This is a genomic window from Kitasatospora indigofera (assembly GCF_014655955.1).
Lineage (GTDB): Bacteria > Actinomycetota > Actinomycetes > Streptomycetales > Streptomycetaceae > Kitasatospora > Kitasatospora indigofera.
Window position 1 is genome coordinate 17,585 of sequence record NZ_BNBO01000048.1, and the last position, 19,529, is coordinate 37,113.

General features: G+C 73.5%; 16 protein-coding genes. 12 read left to right on the forward strand and 4 right to left on the reverse strand.

Annotation, left to right across the window (positions count from 1 at the left end; genetic code table 11):
• Nucleotides 1-79 precede the first annotated feature (79 nt).
• The 3 genes from IE329_RS30185 to IE329_RS30195 all read left to right on the forward strand — a co-directional run bounded on the left by IE329_RS30185 (nucleotide 80) and on the right by IE329_RS30195 (nucleotide 4,302).
• The gene (locus IE329_RS30185; RefSeq protein WP_308438416.1) at nucleotides 80-1,012 is read left to right on the forward strand and encodes a FadR/GntR family transcriptional regulator; all 933 of its coding nucleotides are present in this window, start codon (nucleotides 80-82) and stop codon (nucleotides 1,010-1,012) included.
• Nucleotides 1,013-1,530: 518 nt separating this feature from the next.
• A complete protein-coding gene (locus IE329_RS30190) occupies nucleotides 1,531-3,141 on the forward strand; it encodes an RNA polymerase sigma factor (RefSeq protein ID WP_190214181.1) in 1,611 nt (536 codons plus the stop codon).
• A 246-nt stretch (nucleotides 3,142-3,387) separates the two neighbouring features.
• Nucleotides 3,388-4,302, forward strand: coding sequence for a S1 family peptidase (locus tag IE329_RS30195; protein WP_229927886.1), 915 nt, complete (start codon nucleotides 3,388-3,390; stop codon nucleotides 4,300-4,302).
• A gap of 294 nt (nucleotides 4,303-4,596) precedes the next feature.
• Here the strand turns inward: IE329_RS30195 and IE329_RS30200 are convergent, their stop codons facing one another.
• Nucleotides 4,597-4,830 (reverse strand): DUF7455 domain-containing protein, encoded by a 234-nt coding sequence (locus IE329_RS30200; RefSeq protein ID WP_073924858.1) that lies wholly within the window; start codon nucleotides 4,828-4,830, stop codon nucleotides 4,597-4,599.
• Between the two features lie 624 nt (nucleotides 4,831-5,454).
• Here IE329_RS30200 and IE329_RS30205 point away from each other — a divergent pair.
• The 6 genes from IE329_RS30205 to IE329_RS30230 all read left to right on the forward strand — a co-directional run bounded on the left by IE329_RS30205 (nucleotide 5,455) and on the right by IE329_RS30230 (nucleotide 12,773).
• Nucleotides 5,455-7,566, forward strand: a complete 2,112-nt coding sequence (locus tag IE329_RS30205; protein ID WP_190214182.1) for a DNA gyrase/topoisomerase IV subunit B — start codon at nucleotides 5,455-5,457, stop codon at nucleotides 7,564-7,566.
• Between the two features lie 198 nt (nucleotides 7,567-7,764).
• Nucleotides 7,765-8,250, forward strand: coding sequence for a CcdC protein domain-containing protein (locus IE329_RS30210; RefSeq protein WP_190214183.1), 486 nt, complete (start codon nucleotides 7,765-7,767; stop codon nucleotides 8,248-8,250).
• A 109-nt stretch (nucleotides 8,251-8,359) separates the two neighbouring features.
• Nucleotides 8,360-9,526, forward strand: coding sequence for a sensor histidine kinase (locus IE329_RS30215; RefSeq protein WP_190214184.1), 1,167 nt, complete (start codon nucleotides 8,360-8,362; stop codon nucleotides 9,524-9,526).
• Nucleotides 9,523-10,284 (forward strand): response regulator transcription factor, encoded by a 762-nt coding sequence (locus tag IE329_RS30220; RefSeq protein ID WP_190214185.1) that lies wholly within the window; start codon nucleotides 9,523-9,525, stop codon nucleotides 10,282-10,284. Before IE329_RS30215 ends, IE329_RS30220 begins: the two co-directional genes overlap by 4 nt.
• Before the next feature lie 378 nt (nucleotides 10,285-10,662).
• Complete coding sequence (locus IE329_RS30225; protein ID WP_229927887.1) at nucleotides 10,663-11,103, forward strand: DUF485 domain-containing protein; 441 nt, start codon at nucleotides 10,663-10,665, stop codon at nucleotides 11,101-11,103.
• Nucleotides 11,104-11,138: 35 nt separating this feature from the next.
• A complete protein-coding gene (locus IE329_RS30230) occupies nucleotides 11,139-12,773 on the forward strand; it encodes a solute symporter family protein (protein ID WP_190214214.1) in 1,635 nt (544 codons plus the stop codon).
• Nucleotides 12,774-12,839: 66 nt separating this feature from the next.
• Here IE329_RS30230 and IE329_RS30235 read toward each other — a convergent pair whose 3' ends face one another.
• Together IE329_RS30235 and IE329_RS30240 are read right to left on the reverse strand one after the other, a co-directional pair.
• The gene (locus IE329_RS30235) at nucleotides 12,840-13,532 is read right to left on the reverse strand and encodes a response regulator (RefSeq protein WP_190214186.1); all 693 of its coding nucleotides are present in this window, start codon (nucleotides 13,530-13,532) and stop codon (nucleotides 12,840-12,842) included.
• Nucleotides 13,529-15,178: a sensor histidine kinase gene (locus tag IE329_RS30240; protein WP_190214187.1), complete on the reverse strand. Its 1,650-nt coding sequence runs from the start codon at nucleotides 15,176-15,178 to the stop codon at nucleotides 13,529-13,531. The genes IE329_RS30235 and IE329_RS30240 overlap by 4 nt, the downstream gene beginning before the upstream one ends.
• 324 nt (nucleotides 15,179-15,502) lie before the next feature.
• Here IE329_RS30240 and IE329_RS30245 point away from each other — a divergent pair, with 324 nt between their 5' ends.
• The 3 genes from IE329_RS30245 (at nucleotide 15,503) to IE329_RS30255 (ending at nucleotide 18,383) form a co-directional block, all read left to right on the forward strand.
• Nucleotides 15,503-16,378, forward strand: a complete 876-nt coding sequence (locus tag IE329_RS30245) for an ABC transporter ATP-binding protein (protein WP_229927888.1) — start codon at nucleotides 15,503-15,505, stop codon at nucleotides 16,376-16,378.
• Nucleotides 16,368-17,249: an ABC transporter permease gene (locus IE329_RS30250; RefSeq protein ID WP_190214188.1), complete on the forward strand. Its 882-nt coding sequence runs from the start codon at nucleotides 16,368-16,370 to the stop codon at nucleotides 17,247-17,249. The genes IE329_RS30245 and IE329_RS30250 overlap by 11 nt, the downstream gene beginning before the upstream one ends.
• A gap of 72 nt (nucleotides 17,250-17,321) precedes the next feature.
• Nucleotides 17,322-18,383 carry an ABC transporter substrate-binding protein gene (locus IE329_RS30255; protein ID WP_190214189.1) on the forward strand — a complete coding sequence of 354 codons (1,062 nt, stop codon included), beginning with the start codon at nucleotides 17,322-17,324 and terminating at the stop codon, nucleotides 18,381-18,383.
• Between the two features lie 185 nt (nucleotides 18,384-18,568).
• Here the strand turns inward: IE329_RS30255 and IE329_RS30260 are convergent, their stop codons facing one another.
• Nucleotides 18,569-19,471 carry a sucrase ferredoxin gene (locus IE329_RS30260; protein ID WP_190214190.1) on the reverse strand — a complete coding sequence of 301 codons (903 nt, stop codon included), beginning with the start codon at nucleotides 19,469-19,471 and terminating at the stop codon, nucleotides 18,569-18,571.
• Between the last annotated feature and the right edge of the window lie 58 nt (nucleotides 19,472-19,529).

The following is a 19,529-nucleotide window of genomic DNA, read 5'->3' on the forward strand; positions in this document are numbered from 1 at the left end:
TCAGTCAGCCGCCGACCGTAATGGGCGGTTCCTCCTGATAAGAAGTCAATTATCCAGTCACGGGCGATCACCCTTTCGTGTGCTTTTCACGAGAATTCTCAAGCTGGGCCCGCCGATCGCCGACAAAGGACCTGTGAGTACCCTTGCGCACCCCACCATGACCGCCGCCCGCCCCGCCGACGGCGCCGCCTCCGGCCCCGGTGAGCTGGACCGCTTCTCCTATGCCGACCGGCCGACCCCGCCCGTGCCCCGCTGGGAGGGCGTCGACTCCGACCTCGTCCGGGTCGGCCGCAAGACCACCAGCAGCCGTGGCCGCGGCCTGCACGGCCAGCTCGTCCAGCAGCTCGGCCAGATGATCGTCTCCGGCGACCTCGGCGCCGACCGCCCCCTCGTCCCCGAGGAGATCGGCCAGCGCTTCGAGGTCTCCCGCACCGTCGTGCGCGAGTCGCTGCGCGTGCTGGAGGCGAAGGGACTGGTGAGCGCCCGGCCCAACGTCGGGACCAGGGTCCGCCCGGTCGCCGACTGGAACCTGCTCGACCCCGACATCATCGAGTGGCGCGCCTTCGGCCCGCAGCGCGACGAGCAGCGCCGCGAGCTGTTCGAGCTGCGCTGGGCGATCGAGCCGCTGGCGGCCCGGCTGGCCGCCGGCCACGGCCGGGAGGACGTCCAGCAGCGGCTGGTCGAGCTGACCGAGATCATGGCCCACGCCACCGCCCAGGCGGACCAGGTCACCTTCACCCGCGCCGACGCCGAGCTGCACGCGCTGGTCCTGCAGATGGCCGGGAACCGGATGCTGGAGCACCTCTCCGGGATCGTCTCCTGCGCCCTGCAGGTCTCCGGCGGGCCGGCCACCTCGTGCGAGCGCCCGTCGGAGTCCTCGGTCAGCCTGCACATCCGCCTGGTGGACGCGCTCGGTACCGGCGACGGCACCGCCGGTGAGGCCGCGACCCGGGCCCTGCTCACCGTCCACCCCGAGATCGAGCCCTCGGTCCCCGCGCCGCGGGAGCACTGAGCGCCGTCCGTCCGGCCGAGGTCCGGCCGGCGACCCCGAGGAACGACATCAGGACGCGGCCCCCCGGCCCGCCGGCCGCCTCGCAGGAGCGGCTGGCGGGCCCTGTCCGTCACCGGGGCCGACCGCCCGGCACAGCGGGCCGGGCCCGCCGCGCGCAGCCCCGGGAGGGCGCCCGGGAGCGATCCCGCCGGACGGGATCGAAAGAGAGGAACCGCAGGTGGGAGGCGGCCGGGACGGGCATCGGACCCCGGAACCCGGAGGGTGTGACCCGCGCCACCAACGGCATGCGTAACACTTGACGGGTGGCAGCGATGTGTACGGAGCGGAAGCAGCTCCGGAATACCACCACCATGTCAGAATGCTGTGTTGGTCTGCGGCGCTGCTGCCGTCCTGCAAACCCAGTCCTCAAGCCCGAGTCGGTCGGAATCGACGCCGCGTGCTGTCACGCGTGATCCTTCCCCGCCCGCTCGGGCGGCCCGGTACGGGTTCGAGTCCACTCATCGTCCGAGAGGTTGTTCGTGTCGGCCAGCACATCCCGTTCGCTCCCCCCCGAGATCGCCGAGTCCGCGGCTCTGCTGGCGCTCATCGAGCGGGGCAAGGCCCAGGGGCAGATCGCCGGTGACGACGTGCGTCAGGCTTTCGAGGCGGACCAGATCCCGGTCACCAAGTGGAAGAACGTCATGCGCAGCCTCAATCAGGTGCTGATTGAGGAGGGCGTGGACCTCATGGTCAGCGCGGCCGAGCCGGCCGCCGCCAAGCGCAAGAGTGTCGCGGCCAAGAGCACCACCAAGCGCACCGCGACCAAGGCGGTCACCACCCGGACCCCGTCCGCCCCCACCAAGCCCCCGGTGCGCATCGCGCCCGGCGCCCCCGTGGCCCCGCCCGTCCCGGTCGCCGTCGCGGCCCCGCAGACGGACGGCCCGCTCGTGGCCGCCGCCGCCGACGAGCCGAAGGCCGCCGTGGCCAAGAAGGCCGCCGCGCCGGTCAAGAAGGCCGTGGCGAAGAAGGCCGCCGCGCCCGCCAAGAAGACCGCCGCCAAGAAGACCGCCGCCAAGGGCGGCAAGGGCGACGAGGAGCTGCTCGGCGAGGAGGAGCTGGTCGAGGACGCGGCGCCCGGCGCCAAGGGCGAGGAGGCGGAGCCCGAGGAGGAGTCGCAGGGCTTCGTGCTCTCCGACGACGACGAGGACGACGCGCCGGCCCAGCAGGTCGCCGTCGCCGGCGCCACCGCCGACCCGGTCAAGGACTACCTCAAGCAGATCGGCAAGGTCCCGCTGCTCAACGCCGAGCAGGAGGTCGAGCTCGCCAAGCGGATCGAGGCCGGCCTCTTCGCCGAGGACAAGCTGAGCGCCGCCGACAAGCTGGCCCCCAAGCTCAAGCGCGAGCTGGAGATCATCGCCGAGGACGGCCGCCGCGCCAAGAACCACCTGCTGGAGGCCAACCTCCGCCTGGTGGTCTCGCTGGCCAAGCGCTACACCGGCCGCGGCATGCTGTTCCTGGACCTGATCCAGGAGGGCAACCTCGGTCTGATCCGCGCGGTCGAGAAGTTCGACTACACCAAGGGCTACAAGTTCTCCACGTACGCCACCTGGTGGATCCGGCAGGCGATCACCCGCGCGATGGCCGACCAGGCCCGCACCATCCGCATCCCGGTGCACATGGTCGAGGTCATCAACAAGCTGGCCCGCGTCCAGCGCCAGATGCTCCAGGACCTGGGCCGCGAGCCCACCCCGGAGGAGCTGGCCAAGGAACTCGACATGACCCCCGAGAAGGTCATCGAGGTCCAGAAGTACGGCCGCGAGCCCATTTCGCTGCACACCCCGCTCGGCGAGGACGGCGACAGCGAGTTCGGTGACCTGATCGAGGACTCCGAGGCGGTCGTCCCGGCCGACGCGGTCTCGTTCACCCTGCTCCAGGAGCAGCTGCACTCGGTGCTCGACACCCTCTCCGAGCGTGAGGCCGGCGTGGTCTCGATGCGCTTCGGCCTCACCGACGGCCAGCCGAAGACGCTGGACGAGATCGGCAAGGTCTACGGGGTCACCCGTGAGCGGATCCGCCAGATCGAGTCCAAGACCATGTCGAAGCTGCGCCACCCGTCGCGCTCCCAGGTGCTGCGCGACTACCTGGACTAGCAGCCGGCCCGGACGGGACCGCCGACCGGTCCCGCACCAGCCGCCGCCGAGAGGCCCGGAGCACTCCGCTCCGGGCCTCTTCGCGTCGGCCCGGACCTGTTCGCGTCGGCCCGGGCTCCTTGGCGTCAGCCCCGCGCCACCCACTGTCGCTCGTCCGGGTGCCTTGCGTCCGCGTGGCGGTAGCTCAACGTGCCCGGTCGACTACGCTGTGCCGGTTGCCTGCCGCCGATTCAACCTGGAGACACGGTGCTGCCCAACCCGGACACGCGGGACGCCCAGCCGGACACCACCGCACCGGAGGGCACGGTGCCGGCCGACCCGGCGGGCGCGCGCCCGCGCCGGCGTCGGCGGTCGGCCCTGCTGGCACTGCTGGTCGCCCTGCCGGCGCCGCTGGTCGCCGCTGGTCAGCCCGCCTCGGCCGAACCGCACCGCCGGATCGTCGGCGGGACGGCGACGGTGACCGGGGAGCACCCCTGGGTGGTGGCGCTCTCCAGCCGGCAGCAGTTCGGCGCCGGCCGCTCGGGCCAGTTCTGCGGCGGCGCCCTGGTCACCCCGACCAAGGTGGTGACGGCCGCGCACTGCTTCTACGACGAGATCAAGGGCCGCCGGGTCGACCGCCCGGGGCTACGGGTCCTGGTCGGGCGGGACGACCTGCGGGGCTCGGCGGGCCGGGAGGTGGAGGTGGAGAACGTCTGGCTCCACCCCGACTACTCCTTCGTCGCCAACATGAACGACGTCGCGGTGCTCACCCTCGCCGCACCGCAGACCGACCGGCCGGTGATCGACCTGGTGGGCCAGGGCGAGACCGATCCGTACGCCGTCGGCACCCGGGCTCAGGTCTACGGGTGGGGCGACACGGTCGGGGACGGTCACTACTCGTCCACGCTCCGTGGCGTGGAGGTGCCGATCGTCGCGGACGAGACCTGTGCCCATGCCTATCCGGGCGGGCCGGACGGGCACTTCGACGCCCGCGGCATGGTGTGCGCGGGGGAGCCCGAAGGGGGCCGGGACGCCTGCCAGGGCGACAGCGGCGGTCCGCTGGTGGTCGCCGGGCGGCTGGCGGGCCTGGTGTCCTGGGGCACCGGCTGTGCCGAGGCGGCCCATCCGGGCGTCTACACCCGGATCGGTGCGGTGGCGGACGCGGTGCGCGGCCGGCTGTGACCGCACGGTCGCACCGGGTGGTCGCGCGCGACCGGGGCGCGACGTCGCGGGGGGCCGGCCCGCCGCGGGCGGCGCACGGCGCCGGTCCCGGTCGGAACGCGGAGTGACCCGCGCCCGACGGAGTGTCAGAACGTGGCGTCAGAACGTAGTCGCCGGATCACTCGGGGTCGCCGATCCGTGGAATCGGGGAACGCGAAAGCCGGACGACCGGCCCCTGGCTGGGGTCTGTCGTCCGGCTCCTCCGGCTGGTCGGCCGGTGCGGTCCGATGCGGGTTCGTCGGTGGAGCGCCGGGGTCAGCGCTCGTCGTCGGAAGCCGTGGCGGTTGCCGTGGTCGTGAGACGACCGCTCTCGTCCTGTATCTCGACGGCGATCTTCTTGAGCTCAGGCTCGAACTTCCGCCCGTGGTGGGCGCAGAAGAGCAGCTCTCCGCCGCTCGCGAGTACGACGCGCAGGTATGCCTGGGCGCCGCAGCGGTCGCAGCGGTCTGCCGCGGTCAGCGGGCTCGCAGGTGTCAGAACAGTAGTCACGTCGCCTCTTCTCTAGCTCGACGAGCTGTCGTACCAGGGTCAACATCCAACCAGGCCGAAAACGTTCCCGCTCGTGGCTTTTCTTCTTTGAGGATTCTGCTTGTGTTGATGAGGACGTGCCCCGGGGGCCGGTGGTTCATGCGTACCGGTTCCCAGGATCCGCCCGCGGGTCGAACGCCCGATCGGACCGGGGGTCGAGGTCCGCGTAGCATAATCCTCTGCTGGGTTGGAGCATAAGCCCCGTCCCGGCCACCGGTAGCCTGCATCTCGGCAGTTCCAGAGCCTGCGCTCGTCCCCACGGTCCGCCAGGACCGCTGATTCCGGGAGGAGATGGCACTCCGCTGCTCCGTATTCACCGGAAGTCGTGTTCGCGCAGCGCGTACAGGCTGCGCGGACCGGGCCCGGCGTGCAGAGGCCCCGAGCGGGGCGTGTGCGTACCGAGCGAAGGGGAGCGCACACGGAGTGGAACGGCTGTCGGTCCGGTGTGATGCACTGGCCGGGCCCGGATGTGACCGACGAGACAGAACTTCACCGAGGAGAGCACCGCGTGAGCGAGCGGAGCGAGCGAACCAGCAACAGGTGTGCGGTGCGGCAGGGGCCTGCCGAGGGCATCGGGGCACGGGCATGAGCGCCGGGAAGAACGCGTCGGCCGCCCTGCTGTCAGGGGACGACGGGTCCAACTACACCGCTCGGCATCTGCTCGTCCTGGAGGGCCTGGAGGCCGTCCGCAAGCGCCCCGGCATGTACATCGGGTCGACGGACAGCCGCGGTCTGATGCACTGCCTGTGGGAGATCATCGACAACTCGGTCGACGAGGCCCTCGGCGGCCACTGCGACCGGATCGAGGTCGTCCTGCACGACGACTCCTCGGTGGAGGTCCGCGACAACGGTCGCGGCATCCCCGTCGACGTGGAGCCCAAGACCGGCCTGTCCGGGGTCGAGGTCGTGATGACCAAGCTGCACGCCGGCGGCAAGTTCGGCGGCGGCTCCTACGCGGCCTCCGGCGGCCTGCACGGCGTCGGCGCCTCGGTGGTCAACGCCCTGTCGGCCCGGCTGGACGTCGAGGTGGACCGCGGCGGGCACACCCACGCGATCAGCTTCCGCCGGGGCACCCCCGGCATCTTCACCGAGCTCAGCCCGGACGCGCCGTTCGAGCCCGCCAACGGCCTGACCAAGGCCCGCAAGGTCCCCAAGGGCCGCACCGGCACCCGGATCCGCTACTGGGCGGACCGGCAGATCTTCCTCCGGGAGGCGAAGCTCTCCCTCGAAGGCCTGCACAGCCGGGCCCGGCAGACCGCCTTCCTCGTCCCGGGCCTCACCATCGTGGTGCGTGACGAGCGTTTGACGGAGAGCGAGAAGGTCGAGGAGTCGACCTTCCGCTACGACGGCGGCATCAGCGAGTTCTGCGAGTTCCTCGCCCCCGACAAGCCGGTCTGCGACGTCCTGCGGCTGCACGGCGAGGGCACCTTCAAGGAGACCGTCCCCGTCCTGGACGAGCTCGGCCACATGACCCCCACCGAGGTCACCCGGACGCTCGGGGTGGACATCGCGCTGCGCTGGGGCGCCGGCTACGACACCACCCTGCGCTCCTTCGTGAACATCATCGCCACCCCCAAGGGCGGCACCCACGTCACCGGCTTCGAGCGCTCGCTGGCCAAGACGGTCAACGAGGCGCTGCGTTCGGCGAAGCTGCTGCGGGTGGCGGAGGACGACGTCACCAAGGACGACGCCACCGAGGGACTCACCGCGGTGGTGACGGTCCGGCTGGCCGAGCCGCAGTTCGAGGGGCAGACCAAGGAGGTGCTCGGCACCTCGGCGGCCAACCGGATCGTCGCGGCGGTGGTGGCCAAGGAGCTCAAGAACTTCCTGACCTCCGCCAAGAAGGACGAGAAGCTCCAGGCCCGCGCCGTCCTGGAGAAGGTCGTCGCGGCCGCCCGCACCCGGGTGGCGGCCCGGCAGCACAAGGAGGCCCAGCGCCGCAAGACCGCGCTGGAGACCTCCTCGCTCCCCGCGAAGCTGGCCGACTGCCGCAGCGACGACGTCGAGCGCAGCGAACTCTTCATCGTCGAGGGCGACTCCGCCCTCGGCACCGCGAAGCTGGCCCGCAACTCCGAGTTCCAGGCCCTGCTGCCGATCCGCGGCAAGATCCTGAACGTCCAGAAGGCCTCGGTCTCGGACATGCTCAAGAACGCCGAGTGCGCCGCCATCATCCAGGTCATAGGAGCGGGCTCGGGGCGCACCTTCGAGATCGACCAGGCCCGCTACGGCCGGGTCATCTTCATGGCCGACGCCGACGTCGACGGTTCGCACATCCGCTGCCTGCTGCTGACGCTCTTTCAGCGCTACATGCGGCCGATGGTCGAGCAGGGCCGGGTCTTCGCGGCCGTCCCGCCGCTGCACCGGATCGAGCTCACCAACCCCAAGCGCGGGCAGGAGAAGTACCACTACACCTACTCCGACGCCGAACTGCGCAGCACCCTGCTGGAGTTCCAGCGCAAGGGGCAGCGCTGGAAGGACCCGGTCCAGCGGTACAAGGGCCTCGGTGAGATGGACGCCGACCAGCTGGCCGAGACCACCATGGACCCGCGCCACCGCACCCTGCGCCGGATCAACCTCGGCGACCTGGAGCAGGCGGAGCGGATCTTCGACCTGCTGATGGGCAACGACGTCGCCCCGCGCAAGGAGTTCATCGTGGACTCCGCGGCCACCCTGGACCGCTCCCGCATCGACGCCTGAGCCGGCGGCTCCGCCGGGTGTCCCGGTCACCGGCCCCGCCGGCCGGACCTTAGCGGCACCCGCACGGCGCGGGGCTCTCCACCCCCGGGTGGAGAGCCCCGCGCCGCGTTTCAACCCCGGCTCCGATCCCCCCGGGCCGCCCGCTCCGTAGCGTCGGAGAGGTCAGCAGACCTCCCCCGAGCGGCTACGGAGCGACCGATGAGCGGCCTCGTCAACATCCTCGTGATCATCGCGGTGCTGGCCCTGGTGGTCCGCCGCCAGCTGCGCCCGCAGCGGATCGACACCGAGCGCCGCTTCTGGGTGGTGCCCGCGGTCCTGGCGGTGATCGCCGTGCGTGACCCGGACCTGCTGGACCCGGCCCACCGGGCCGGGGCGATCGCCCTGCTGGCTGGCTCGCTGCTGCTGGTGGCGGCGATGGGCACGGTCTGGGGCTGGACGGTCCGGATCAGCCGGGAGCCCGACGGCGGCGTCTGGGTGCGCGGCACCAAGGCCACCGCGGCCGCCTGGGGCGGCATGATCGCCGCCCGGCTGGGCCTGTTCGGCCTCGCGGCCGCCCTGCACATCCACCAGAGCACCAACGCGCTGCTGCTCAGCCTCGCCGTCCTGCTGCTGGTCAGGGGCGCCGTGGTGAACTGGAGGGCGCGTGACCTGGAGCCCGTCCAGGGCGTCCCGACGCCGGGCTGACGGCACATCACGCGGGCCCGCGTCCCGCCCCGGCCCCGCGCCCGCCGGGGCCTCGCCCGAGCCGCGAACCGGGAGGACCGGTCCGGCACCCGAACAGGAAGGCCGGCCGTTGCGCCCGGAGACCTGGACCCGCTGGCCGGCCCGCGAAGGGCCGGCCGGGGAGCCGTCGACGCCCGCCCGCAGGGCGCTCTCGCTGATCGGCCGGGCGGTCCTGGCCGGGGTGCTGGTCTGGGGCACCTTCGCCCCGGGCGACCAGCACGGGTGGGGGGTGGCCGCCGCCGCCCTCGGCCTGGTCGCGGCGCTCGCCCAGGCCGCCGCCTTCCTGCGGGCCGGCCGCGAGCAGTGGCTGCGGTCCTCGCTGGCCCTGGTGGCGACCCTCCTGGCCACGGCCTGGGCGGCCGACCTCGGGCACGCCCACCTGCTGGCGAACTTCCTCTGGTGCGGTCTCGGGCTGACCGCTCTGATCCGGCTGCCGCTGGCCGCTGCCCTGCCGGTGACGGCGCTGAGCCTCGGCTCCTACGCCCTGGCCAGCGGGGACGGCTGGGCGGCCGTCGCGGCCACGGTCGGCGGCCTGGCGCTGTTCGGCTACCTGCTGCGACTGGACGGCGAGGCCCGGGGCGCCGCGGTCCGGCTGCTCAGGCAGGAGCGCGCGGCCCGGGCGGCCGAGGCGGAGAGCGCCGCGCTCGCCGAGCGGGCCAGGATCGCCCGGGAGATCCACGACGTGCTGGCGCACAGCCTCTCCGCGCAGCTCGTGCACCTGGAGGCGGCCCGGTTGATGCTGGACGGCGGTGCCGACCGGGCCCGGGTGCGGGAGCGGGTGGTGGCCGCCCGGCGGATGGCCCAGGACGGGCTGGCCGAGACCCGGCAGGCGCTCTCCGCGCTGCGCGGGGAGTTCACGCCGGTCGGCGAGTACCTGGTGGGGCTGGCCGAGGGGGAACGCGCCGGCCTCACCGTCACGGGCACGCCCCGGCCGCTCGCCGCGGAGGCCGGCCTGGCGGTGCGCCGTACGGCGCAGGAGGCGCTCACCAACGCCCGCAAGCACGCGCCCGGTGCCCGGTGCACCCTCGAACTGCGCTACCTGGAGGACGTGGTGGAGCTGGAGGTCCGCAACACGGCGTCCAGGACGGCGCGCGCCGAGCCGGTCGCCGGGCTGGCGGAGAGCGGCAGCGGGTACGGTCTGCTGGGGATGCGCGAACGCGCCGAACTGCTCGGCGGCACCCTGCTGGCGGGCCCCGACGAGGGAGGATGGCGCGTGCTGCTGCGGATGCCGGGATGACGGACGACGCCTTCGGCCGCGGTGGCGGGGACGGGACGGCCGACGGCAGCGGGCCGGCCGGGCGGCCGACCCGGGTGCTGGTGGCGGACGACCAGACGGTGGTGCGCGAGGGGATCGTGATGCTGCTGGGGCTGCTGCCGGGCATCGAGGTGGTGGGAGCCGCCGCCGACGGCGAGGAGGCCGTCCGGCTGGTCGCGAGGCACGAGCCCGACGTCGTCCTGATGGACCTTCGGATGCCGCGCTGCGACGGCGTCGAGGCCACCCGGCGGATCCGCGCCGAGCACCCCGGCACCGAAGTGGTGATCCTGACCACCTACGCGGACGACGAGTCGCTCTTCCCCGCGCTGCAGGCCGGGGCCCGCGGCTACCTCACCAAGGACGCCGGCGGCGAGGAGATCGCGCGGGCCGTCGCCGACGTGCGGTCGGGCGCGGCCGGGCTCTCGCCGCAGATCCAACGGCGGCTGCTGGAAAGGCTGTCGGCGAGCACGGCCGAGGAGCTCGCACCGGAGCGGGCGCCGGAGCGGCGGCCGCACGCGCTCCCCGCCGCCCTGCCGGACGGGCTGACCACCCGGGAGGCCGAGGTGCTGGCCCTGATCGCGGAGGGGCTGTCCAACAGCGAGATCGCCGGACGGCTGTTCGTCAGCCCGGCCACGGTGAAGACCCACATCAACAACCTCTTCGCCAAGACCGCCGTCCGCGACCGGGCCCAGGCCGTCACCTACGCCTTCCGGCACGGGATCGCCCGGCCGCCGGCCTGAGCCGGCCGAACCGTGCGCCGGGAAACCGGTGGTGAGGGAGTGTCATCCGCCGGCTGACCGGTCTAGGCCTTCCGGGCTGAATCCTCACCTCATTGAGTGAACGTATCTGCAAACGGGCATGGCCCGGCGCGAGAGCGCGACCATCATGGTCCGGTCAGAGGTGCGCCGGGCCCAGGAGCAGCAGTGCCACAACAGCACACGAGCAGTCCCGACCAGGGGGAGCGGTTCGACTGGTGGGCCGCACGGCCCGCCGGGCCGGCCCGTGCTGTTCCGAAGTCCCGCCGGACGACGCGGCAGCCCGCCCAGACCGCCCCACCTGCCCAGCCCGCCCGGCCGGTGGCGCCACCGCCCGGGCAGCCGGTGACGGTGCCGCCGGCCGTGCCCGCGGCACCCGTGTCCGCGGTGCCCGCACCCGCCGTGCCCGCCGCCCCGCCGGCCCCGGCCGCCCAGGCGCTCAGGACCGTCCCGGTCCCTCCCGCGCCCGAGGCACCGGCCGCTCCCGTCGACCGGGCCGAGGTCTACCGCGCCGTCCAGGAGAGCGCGGCGTTCCAGGAGATCCGGCGGAGCTACCGGGCCTTCGTCTTCCCCGCCGTGGGCGCCTTCCTGGGCTGGTACCTGCTCTACGTGGGCGCCCAGGCGGCCGCTCCCGCCCTGATGCGCAGCCCGGTGGCCGGGCCGCTCAACGTGGCCTGGGTGCTCGGCCTGCTCCAGTTCGCCTCCACCTTCCTGCTGACCTGGCTGTACGCCCGGAACGCCCGCACCCGGCGCGACCGGGCCGCCCTCGAACTCCGCTGGAACACCCAGGACCAGCTCCGGTGAGCGCCGCCACCGCCCTCGCCACCGCCGGCTCCGCCGTGGGAGCGGCCGCCCCGCCGTCGGCCGCTTCCACGGGGGAGCACCACGGCCTCGCCGTCGCCCTGTTCGCGGTGGTCGTGCTGGTCACCCTGGCGATCACGCTCTGGGCCGGCCGGCGCGGCCAGGCCGCCGAGGACTTCTTCGCTGGCGGCCGGGACTTCAGCCCGCTGCAGAACGGCTTCGCGCTCTCCGGCGACTACCTCTCGGCCGCCTCCTTCCTCGGCGTCGCCGGGCTGATCGCGCTCTACGGGTACGACGGCGTGCTGTACAGCATCGGCTTCCTGGTGGCCTGGCTGGTGGTGCTGATGCTGGTCGCCGAACTGGTCCGCAACGCCGGCCGCTACACCCTGGCGGACGTGCTGGCGCTGCGGATGCGCCACCGCCAGGTGCGGGCGGCGGCCGGCAGCGCCAGCATCGTGGTCACCCTGCTGTACCTGGTCGCGCAGATGGTCGGCGCGGGCAGCCTGGTGGCGCTGCTGCTGGGCACGGACAGCGGACAGGCGAAGACCTGGACGATCGTCGGGGTCGGCGCGCTGATGATCGTCTACGTGACGGTCGGCGGGATGCGGGCCACCACCTGGATCCAGATCGTCAAGGCCTTCCTGCTGATCGCCGGGTCCGTGCTGCTCACCGTGCTGGTGCTGGTCCGCTTCCACGGTGACCTGGCCGGCCTGATGCGGACCGCCGCCGAGCGCAGCGGCGCCGGGCAGCGGTACCTGGAGCCCGGCCTCAAGTACGGGACGGGCCTGACCAGCCGGCTGGACTTCTTCAGCCTGGGGCTGGCCCTGGTGCTCGGCACCGCGGGGCTGCCGCACATCCTGTCGCGCTTCTACACCGTGCCCACCGCCCGGGCCGCCCGGCGCTCCACGATGTGGGCGATCGGACTGGTCGGCGCCTTCTACCTGATGGCGATCGTGCTGGGCCTGGGCGCCACCGCCCTGATCGGCTCGCCGGCCGTGCGGGCGGCGAACCCGGCGGGCAACACCGCCGTCCCGCTGCTGGCGCTCAACCTCGGCGGCGGTGAGGGCAGCACCTTGGGGATCATCCTCTTCGCGCTGATCTCCGCCATCGCCTTCGCCACCATCCTGGCCGTGGTCGCGGGGCTGACCCTGGCCTCCTCGGCGGCCTTCGCGCACGACCTGTACGCCCGGGTCTGGCGCCGGGCGGACGCCGGCGGCCAGGTGACCGAGCACCAGGAGGTGCTGGTGGCCCGGATGGCGGCGGTGGTGATCGGGGCGCTGGCGATCGCGCTGAGCCTGTTCGCCCAGCAGCTGAACGTGGCCTTCCTGGTCGGCCTGGCCTTCGCCGTCGCGGCCTCGGCCAACCTGCCGGTGCTGCTGTTCAGCCTGTTCTGGCGGCGGTTCACCACCCGGGGAGCCATCTGGTCGGTGTACGGGGGGCTCGTCCCCGCAGTGCTGCTGGTGATCTTCTCCCCGGTGGTCTCGGGCAGCCGGACGGCGGTCTTCCCCGGTCTGGACTTCCACTGGTTCCCGCTGGAGAACCCCGGTCTGGTCTCCATCCCGCTGGGCTTCCTGGCCGGCTGGCTCGGCACGCTCACCTCCAGGGAGCTGCCGGACCCGGACCGGTACGCGGAGCTGGAGGTCAGGGCCCTGACCGGCACCGGGGCGGCCTGACCGGGCCGGGGCCGCCCTCCGGAGCACCCGGTGCACCCGCCGCACCCGGTGCGGTCGGCCCCGGCCTCAGCGGCGTTCGGCGGGCAGCACGTACCGGTGCTCGGGCCGGCCGGTGTCGCCGTAGCGCAGGCTCAGCCGCAGCCGGCTGTCGCGCTCCAGCTGCTTGAGGTAGCGCTGGGCGGTGGAGCGGCTCAGGCCGGTGGCGTCCGCGACCTCCTGGGCGGAGAGCGGGCGCCCGGCCCGGCGCAGCTCGCCGAGCACCAGGTCGGTGGTCGGCGCCGAGTGCCCCTTCGGCAGCGTCGCCATCGGGGAGGCGGCGCTGCGCAGGGTGGCGAACATCCGGTCGACCTCGTCCTGGCAGGCCTCCCGGGCGGCCGGCCCGGCCAGCGCGTGCCGCAGGTCGGCGTAGGCGACGAGCTTCTCGCGCAGCCCGGCGAAGGTGAACGGCTTGACCAGGTACTGCAGGGCGCCGTGCTGCATGGCGGCGTGCACGGTCGAGACGTCGCGGGCGGCGGTGACCATCATGACGTCGCAGCCGATCTGCCGCTCGCGCATGCTGAGGACCAGTTCGAGACCGGTGCGGTCGGGCAGGTGGTGGTCGAGCAGCAGCAGGTCCACCGGCCGGCGCTCCAGCGCGGCCAGCGCCTCGCCGGCGCTGTGCGCCGTGCCGACCACCCGGAACCCGGGCACCTTGGCCGCGTAGGCGGCGTGCACGTCGGCGACCCGGAAGTCGTCGTCCACCACCAGGACGTCGATCACGGCGCTCCCTCCAGGGCTGGTTCCACGGCTGCCTCCGCGAGGGCCGCGGGGTGCAGGGCCTCGGGGTGCAGGGCCTCGGGCAGTTCGACGGTGAAGCGGGCGCCGCCGAGCGGGCCGCGGTCGACCGCGATCCGCCCGCCGGCCCGTTCGACCAGGCGGCGCACCATCGCGAGGCCGAGGCCGCGCGGGCGGTGCGCGGGGGCCTCCTTGCTGGTCCAGCCCTCGTCGAAGATCCGGGTCCGCAGCTCGGCGGGCACGCCGGGCCCGTTGTCCTCGACCCCCAGCAGCAGGGTCGAGCCCGCGGCGAGCGCGGTGATCTCGACCGTCCCGCCGGCCGGCGAGCCCGGCGCGCCGAGCGAGTCGACGGCGTTGTCGATCAGGTTGCCCAGCACGGTAACCAGCGCCCGCGGGTCCAGGGCGGCGTCCGGCAGATGGCTGCCGGCGGTGACCGCCAGCCGCACGCCGCGCTCGGCGGCCACCGCGGCCTTGCCGGCCAGCAGGGCGGCCACGTGCGGGTCCTGCACCTGCTCGGCGATCTTCGCGGCGACCGCGGCGTGCGAACCGGACTGCTCCGAGATGAACGCCACCGCCTGCTCGTGCAGGCCGAGCTCCAGCAGGCCGAGCAGGGTGTGCATCCGGTTGGCGTGCTCGTGGTCCTGGGCCCGCAGGGCCTCGGTGAGGGTGCGGGTGGTGTCCAGCTCGCGGACCAGGGACTCCAGCTCGGTACGGTCCCGCAGGGTCACCACCGCGCCGTCCTGCTCCGTGGTGGTGCGGTTCACCACCAGCACCCGGTCGCCCAGCACGGCCGGCAGGTCGGCGCCCTCGGTCCGGCCGGCCAGCACGTCGGCGAGCCGGCCGGGCGGCAGCACCTCGTCGACCGGCCGCCCGACGCAGTCGGCGGGCAGCGCCAGCAGCCGGAAGGCCTCGTCGTTGGCCAGCCGGATCCGGCCGCGCCGGTCGAGCGCCACCATGCCCTCGCGGATGCCGTGCAGCATCGCCTCGCGTTCGACCAGCAGCGCCGAGATGTCGGCCAGCGCGATGTTGTGGGTCCGCCGCTTGAGCCGGCGGGCCAGCAGCAGGGTGGCGGCCAGGCCGGCGGCGAGGCCGGCACCGGCGCAGAGCAGGATGCCCGGCACCATGCCCAGCATCCGGCGGCGGATCGAGTCGTCGCTGATCCCCACCGACACCTCGCCGACGATCCGGCCGTCGGCCAGCCGCAGCGGCACCTTGCCGCGCGCGGTGCGGCCCAGCGTGCCCTGCTGGATCGCGGTGACGCTGCGCCCGCTCAGCGCGGGCTCGGGGTCGGTGCTGACCCGCTGGCCGATCCGCGCGGGGTCGGTGTGCGAGAGCCGGATGCCGTCCAGATCGGTGATCACCACGAAGCTGGCGCCGGTGGCCAGCCGGATCTGCTCGGCGTCGCGCTGGGCGGCGGCGGAGTCCCGGTCCTGGGCGGCCAGTGCGATGTTCTCGTCGGCGGCGGTGGACTGGGCGATGGACAGGGCCCGCTGCATCGCGTCGCGATCGAGCTCCGAACTGACCGGGGCGAGGAACAGCCCGGCGGTGACGGCGGTGACGCCGACGGTCACCACGGTCTGGCTCAGCAGCAGCTGGGCGAAGACCCGGCGGGGCCAGTGCGGGCGCTTCAACGGGTGCTCCTCTCCGGTGCCGGTTCGATGGCGGTGCCGATGGGTGGTGCGGATGGTGATGCCGGCCCGGCGGTACAGGTAACGGTGCCGGTCCGCCGGTCCCGGCCGGTGCGGTCGTGGCGGCGGGTCGGCACACCCTACGTTTCGGCCGTGTTTCTGTCAGCCCGCGCCCCCGCAGTTGTAGCGGAAGCAAAACGAGCAGAACACCCCTCAACGCGCGGAAGCCGCAGTACGCCGACAAGGCTCCCGCCGTGGCGTACGCCACTCCTAACCTCCGGAGCACAGCACAGAACCCCGGCGACGGAGCCGGACCTCGGAGGTCTCATGAGCGAGCAAGGCAAGCCGGTCACCGGAGGGGGTACCAGCACCCCGGAGCGGCCCGCGGCGTCGTCCGCCGCCGTCCCGGCGATCGAGCTGACCAACGCGACCAAGCGGTTCAGGACGCCCTCGGGGGCCCTGCACACCGCCGTCCGCGACCTGGACCTCACGGTCGCCCAGGGTGAGTTCGTGGCCGTGGTCGGCCCCACCGGCTGCGGCAAGTCCACCACGTTGACACTGGTCAGCGGCCTGGAGGAGCCGACCGAGGGCGAGGTGCGGGTGCAGGGCCGGCCGGTCGCCGGGATCAGCGACCAGGTCGGGTTCGTGTTCCAGCAGGACGCGGTCTTCCCCTGGCGCACCGTCCTGTCGAACGTGATGGCCGGCCCGCGCTTCCGCGGGGTGCCCGTCGCCGAGGCCCGCGAGCGGGCCCGCGACTGGCTGGCCCGGGTGGGCCTGGCCGCCTTCGAGGACCGCTACCCGCACCAGCTGTCCGGCGGCATGCGCAAGCGCGTGGCGCTCGCCCAGACCTTCGTCAACGACCCGAAGATCCTGCTGATGGACGAGCCGTTCTCGGCGCTGGACGTGCAGACCCGGGCGCTGATGTCGGACCAGCTGCTCGACCTGTGGGCGGGCACCGGCTCCTCGGTCGTCTTCGTCACCCACGACCTGGACGAGGCGATCGCGCTGGCCGACCGGGTGGTCGTCATGACGGCCGGCCCCGCCACCGTCAAGGAGGTCTTCACCGTCGACCTGCCGCGGCCCCGCACGGTCGAGGCGGTCCGGCTGGAGCCCCGGTTCATCGAGATCTACCGCGAAATCTGGGCGTCCCTCGGCGAAGAGGTCCGCATCACCAGGGAGAGAGGAGCGGGCAATGCCGCTTGACAGTACGTTGGACACCGCGGCGCCCGCCGCCCCCGCCCCCGCGCCGCCGGCCACCCGCACCGAGGCCCGCGAACGGGCCGCCCGCCACCGGAGGTTCACCGTCCTCGGGGCCCGGGTGCTGGTGCTGGCGCTCTTCCTGGGGCTCTGGGAGGTCTGCGCCCGGACCGAGGTCGTCGACCCGTTCAACTTCTCCCAGCCGTCCCGGATCTGGAGCCAGATCTGGCAGTGGATCACCCACGGCACCGCCCAGGGCTCGCTCGGCGAGCAGATCGCCTACACCCTGTACGAGGCCCTGACCGGCTGGGTCATCGGTGTCGTCGGCGGGGTGCTGCTGGGCATCGCGCTCGGCCGGATCCGGTTCCTGGCGGACGTCCTCGGTCCGTACATCAAGGTGCTCAACGCGATCCCCCGGATCGTCCTCGCGCCGATCTTCCTGATCTGGTTCGGCCTCGGCCCGGCCTCCAAGGTGGCCTCGGCCGTCGTCCTGGTCTTCTTCCCGGTCTTCTTCAACGCCTTCCAGGGCGCCCGCGAGGTGGACCGCAACCTGGTCGCGAACGCCCGGATCCTGGGCGCCGACAACCGCAGGGTCACCCTCCAGGTGGTCATCCCCGCCGCCACCACCTGGATCTTCACCAGCCTGCACGTCAGCTTCGGCTTCGCGCTGATCGGCGCCATCGTCGGCGAGTACATCGGCGCCACCAAGGGTCTCGGCCTGCTGGTCGCCGCCGCCCAGGGCACCTTCAACGCCGCCGGTGTGTACGCCGCCATGACGATCCTGGCGGTGGTCGCCCTGCTCACCGAGGGCGTGCTGACCTTCGCCGAGAAACGGCTGTTCCGCTGGAAGCCGGCCGACGCCGGCGACGGCCGCTGACCCAGCCCCCGCCCCCACCCCCCCCGCGTCTCGTCCGCCCCGCCCGCAGAAGCAGAAAGAGGCCCCCACCTCATGCGCAGAACCGCCGTAGCCGTCGTCGCCGCCGCGCTGCTCGCCTCCCTCACCGCCTGTGCCAACGACGCCGCCTCCACCTCGCACAGCGGCGCCGCACCGGCCGGCCAGTCCGTCGACGGGCCCAAGGTCAAGATCATGGTCGGCGGCCTGGACAAGGTCATCTACCTGCCCGCCATGCTCACCCAGCGCCTCGGGTACTTCGCCGAGGCCGGCGTCAACGTCGAGCTGATGAGCGAGCCCGCCGGCGTCAACGCCACCACCGCCCTGCTGGCCGGGGACGTCCAGGGCGCGGTCGGCTTCTACGACCACACCATCGACCTCCAGGCCAAGGGCAAGTCCGTCGAATCGGTGGTCCAGTTCTCGCAGGCGCCCGGCGAGGTCGAGGTGGTCTCCAGCAAGCAGGCGGACGCCGTGAAGTCCGGCGCCGACTTCAAGGGCAAGAAGCTCGGCGTCACCAGCCTCGGCTCCTCCACCGACTTCCTCACCAAGTACCTGGCCGTCAAGAACGGTGTCCCGGTCAGCGAGTTCAGCCCGATCGCGGTCGGCGCCGGCCAGACCTTCATCGCCGCCCTCCAGCAGGGCAGCATCGACGCCGGCATGACCACCGACCCGACCGTGGCCAACATCCTCGCCAAGGACCTCGGCAAGGTGCTGTACGACATGCGCACCCCCGAGGGCTCCCGGGCCGCGCTCGGCGGCCTCTACCCCTCGTCCTCGCTCTACATGAACACCGACTGGGTCGAGAAGAACAAGGACACCACCCAGAAGCTCGCCAACGCGTTCGTGAAGACGCTGAAGTGGATGTCCAACCACTCGCCCGAGGAGATCGCCGCCAAGATGCCGGCCGACTACGGCCAGGGCGGCGCGGACCAGTACGCGGCCGCGATCAAGGCCACCCTGCCGATGTTCACCACGGACGGGGTGATGCCCGCGGACGGTCCGAAGACGGTGCTCGCGGTGCTCGCCGCCTTCCACCCGGACGTCCAGGGCAAGGAGTCCTCGATCGACCTCGCCAAGACCTACACCACCGAGTTCGTCAGCAAGGCCGCGGCCGGCTGACCCGCCCGGCGGGCCCCGCACCGGGGCCCGCCGGCACCCGGGGCGCGACGCGGCCGCCAGGCCGCCCCCCCTCGTCGCGCCGCCGGGGCGCGGCCCCGCACCTCCCGGACAGCGGGTGCGGGGCCGCCGCCGTGCCACGGGTGCCGCCTCGGCACCGGCACCGGTAGCGGCCCGGCAGCCGGCCGTCAGAGCTGCCGCAGCGCCGTCACGTCCATCCGGGCCGGCCTCGCCGCGGCCTTGCCGCAGCTCTCCGGACGCGGCGGCTCACTGGCCCCCTGGGTCACCTCGGCCTCCCAGCCCCGGCCGTCCGCGTGCCGGACCGTGACCAGCCAGCGGCCCTCGCCGTCCGGCCGCTGGGCCGCCGTCAGCACGTCCACCCGGGTCTCCCCGGTCAGCTCCCGCACCGCGTGCTCGGCCGCCTGGCCCGGGCGGTCCCAGCCCGAACAGCCCCGCGACCACTCCGGCACCATGTGCCCCGCGGCCGTCGCCGCCAGCACCTCCTTGGCGCTCTCCGGCGTCAGCCGCCCGTACGCGTAGCCGTACGGCAGCACCAGCATGGTGGGGGAGAAGCGGTGCCCGCCCAGATGCGTGACCTCCCAGACCTCGCTGTGCCCGGCCGCCGCCAGGTCCGCCGCCAGCGGCCGCCCGAGCAGCGCGCAGCAGCGGTCCCGCCGGCCGTTGGTGCACACCAGGGCCAGCGGCCCGCCCACGTGCTCGGCGCCGAAACCCTGGTGGTCGCCGGCCCCGAGCCCGCCGAAGTCCAGCGCCAGCAGCTCGGCCGGATCCGCCACCGAGGCCCGCCGCACCCAGGAGCGGCCCGGCACCGTGTGCGCGACGATCACCTCCCGCCGGGCGTCCGGCAGGCTGTCCGCGTGCCGCCCCGGCCGCCGGATCAGCGCCACCCGCACACCCGTCCCCTCGCAGGCCGCGTCCAGCGCCCGCCCGAGCGGAGCGCCGAGGTGGCTCTCGGTCAGCGCCTTGGCACCCCAGGGCCCGGTCTGTTCCACCAGCAGCCAGGTGGTCGCGGTCGCCGCCGTGGCGGACAGCGGCTCCGACAGTTCCAGCGACGCCGTCGCACAGGTGCTCACTCAGCTGAGCCTACCTTTGCCCGGGGGCGCCGACCCGGCAGGCACCCCCGGCCCGCGC

Excerpts from the sequence above, each read along its gene's own strand:
- IE329_RS30205 (WP_190214182.1), top strand. The coding sequence starts at position 5,455 with ATGAGCGCCGGGAAGAACGCGTCGGCCGCCCTGCTGTCAGGGGACGAC.
- IE329_RS30210 (WP_190214183.1), top strand. The coding sequence starts at position 7,765 with ATGAGCGGCCTCGTCAACATCCTCGTGATCATCGCGGTGCTGGCCCTG.
- IE329_RS30220 (WP_190214185.1), top strand. The coding sequence starts at position 9,523 with ATGACGGACGACGCCTTCGGCCGCGGTGGCGGGGACGGGACGGCCGAC.
- IE329_RS30245 (WP_229927888.1), top strand. The coding sequence starts at position 15,503 with ATGAGCGAGCAAGGCAAGCCGGTCACCGGAGGGGGTACCAGCACCCCG.
- IE329_RS30250 (WP_190214188.1), top strand. The coding sequence starts at position 16,368 with ATGCCGCTTGACAGTACGTTGGACACCGCGGCGCCCGCCGCCCCCGCC.
- IE329_RS30255 (WP_190214189.1), top strand. The coding sequence starts at position 17,322 with ATGCGCAGAACCGCCGTAGCCGTCGTCGCCGCCGCGCTGCTCGCCTCC.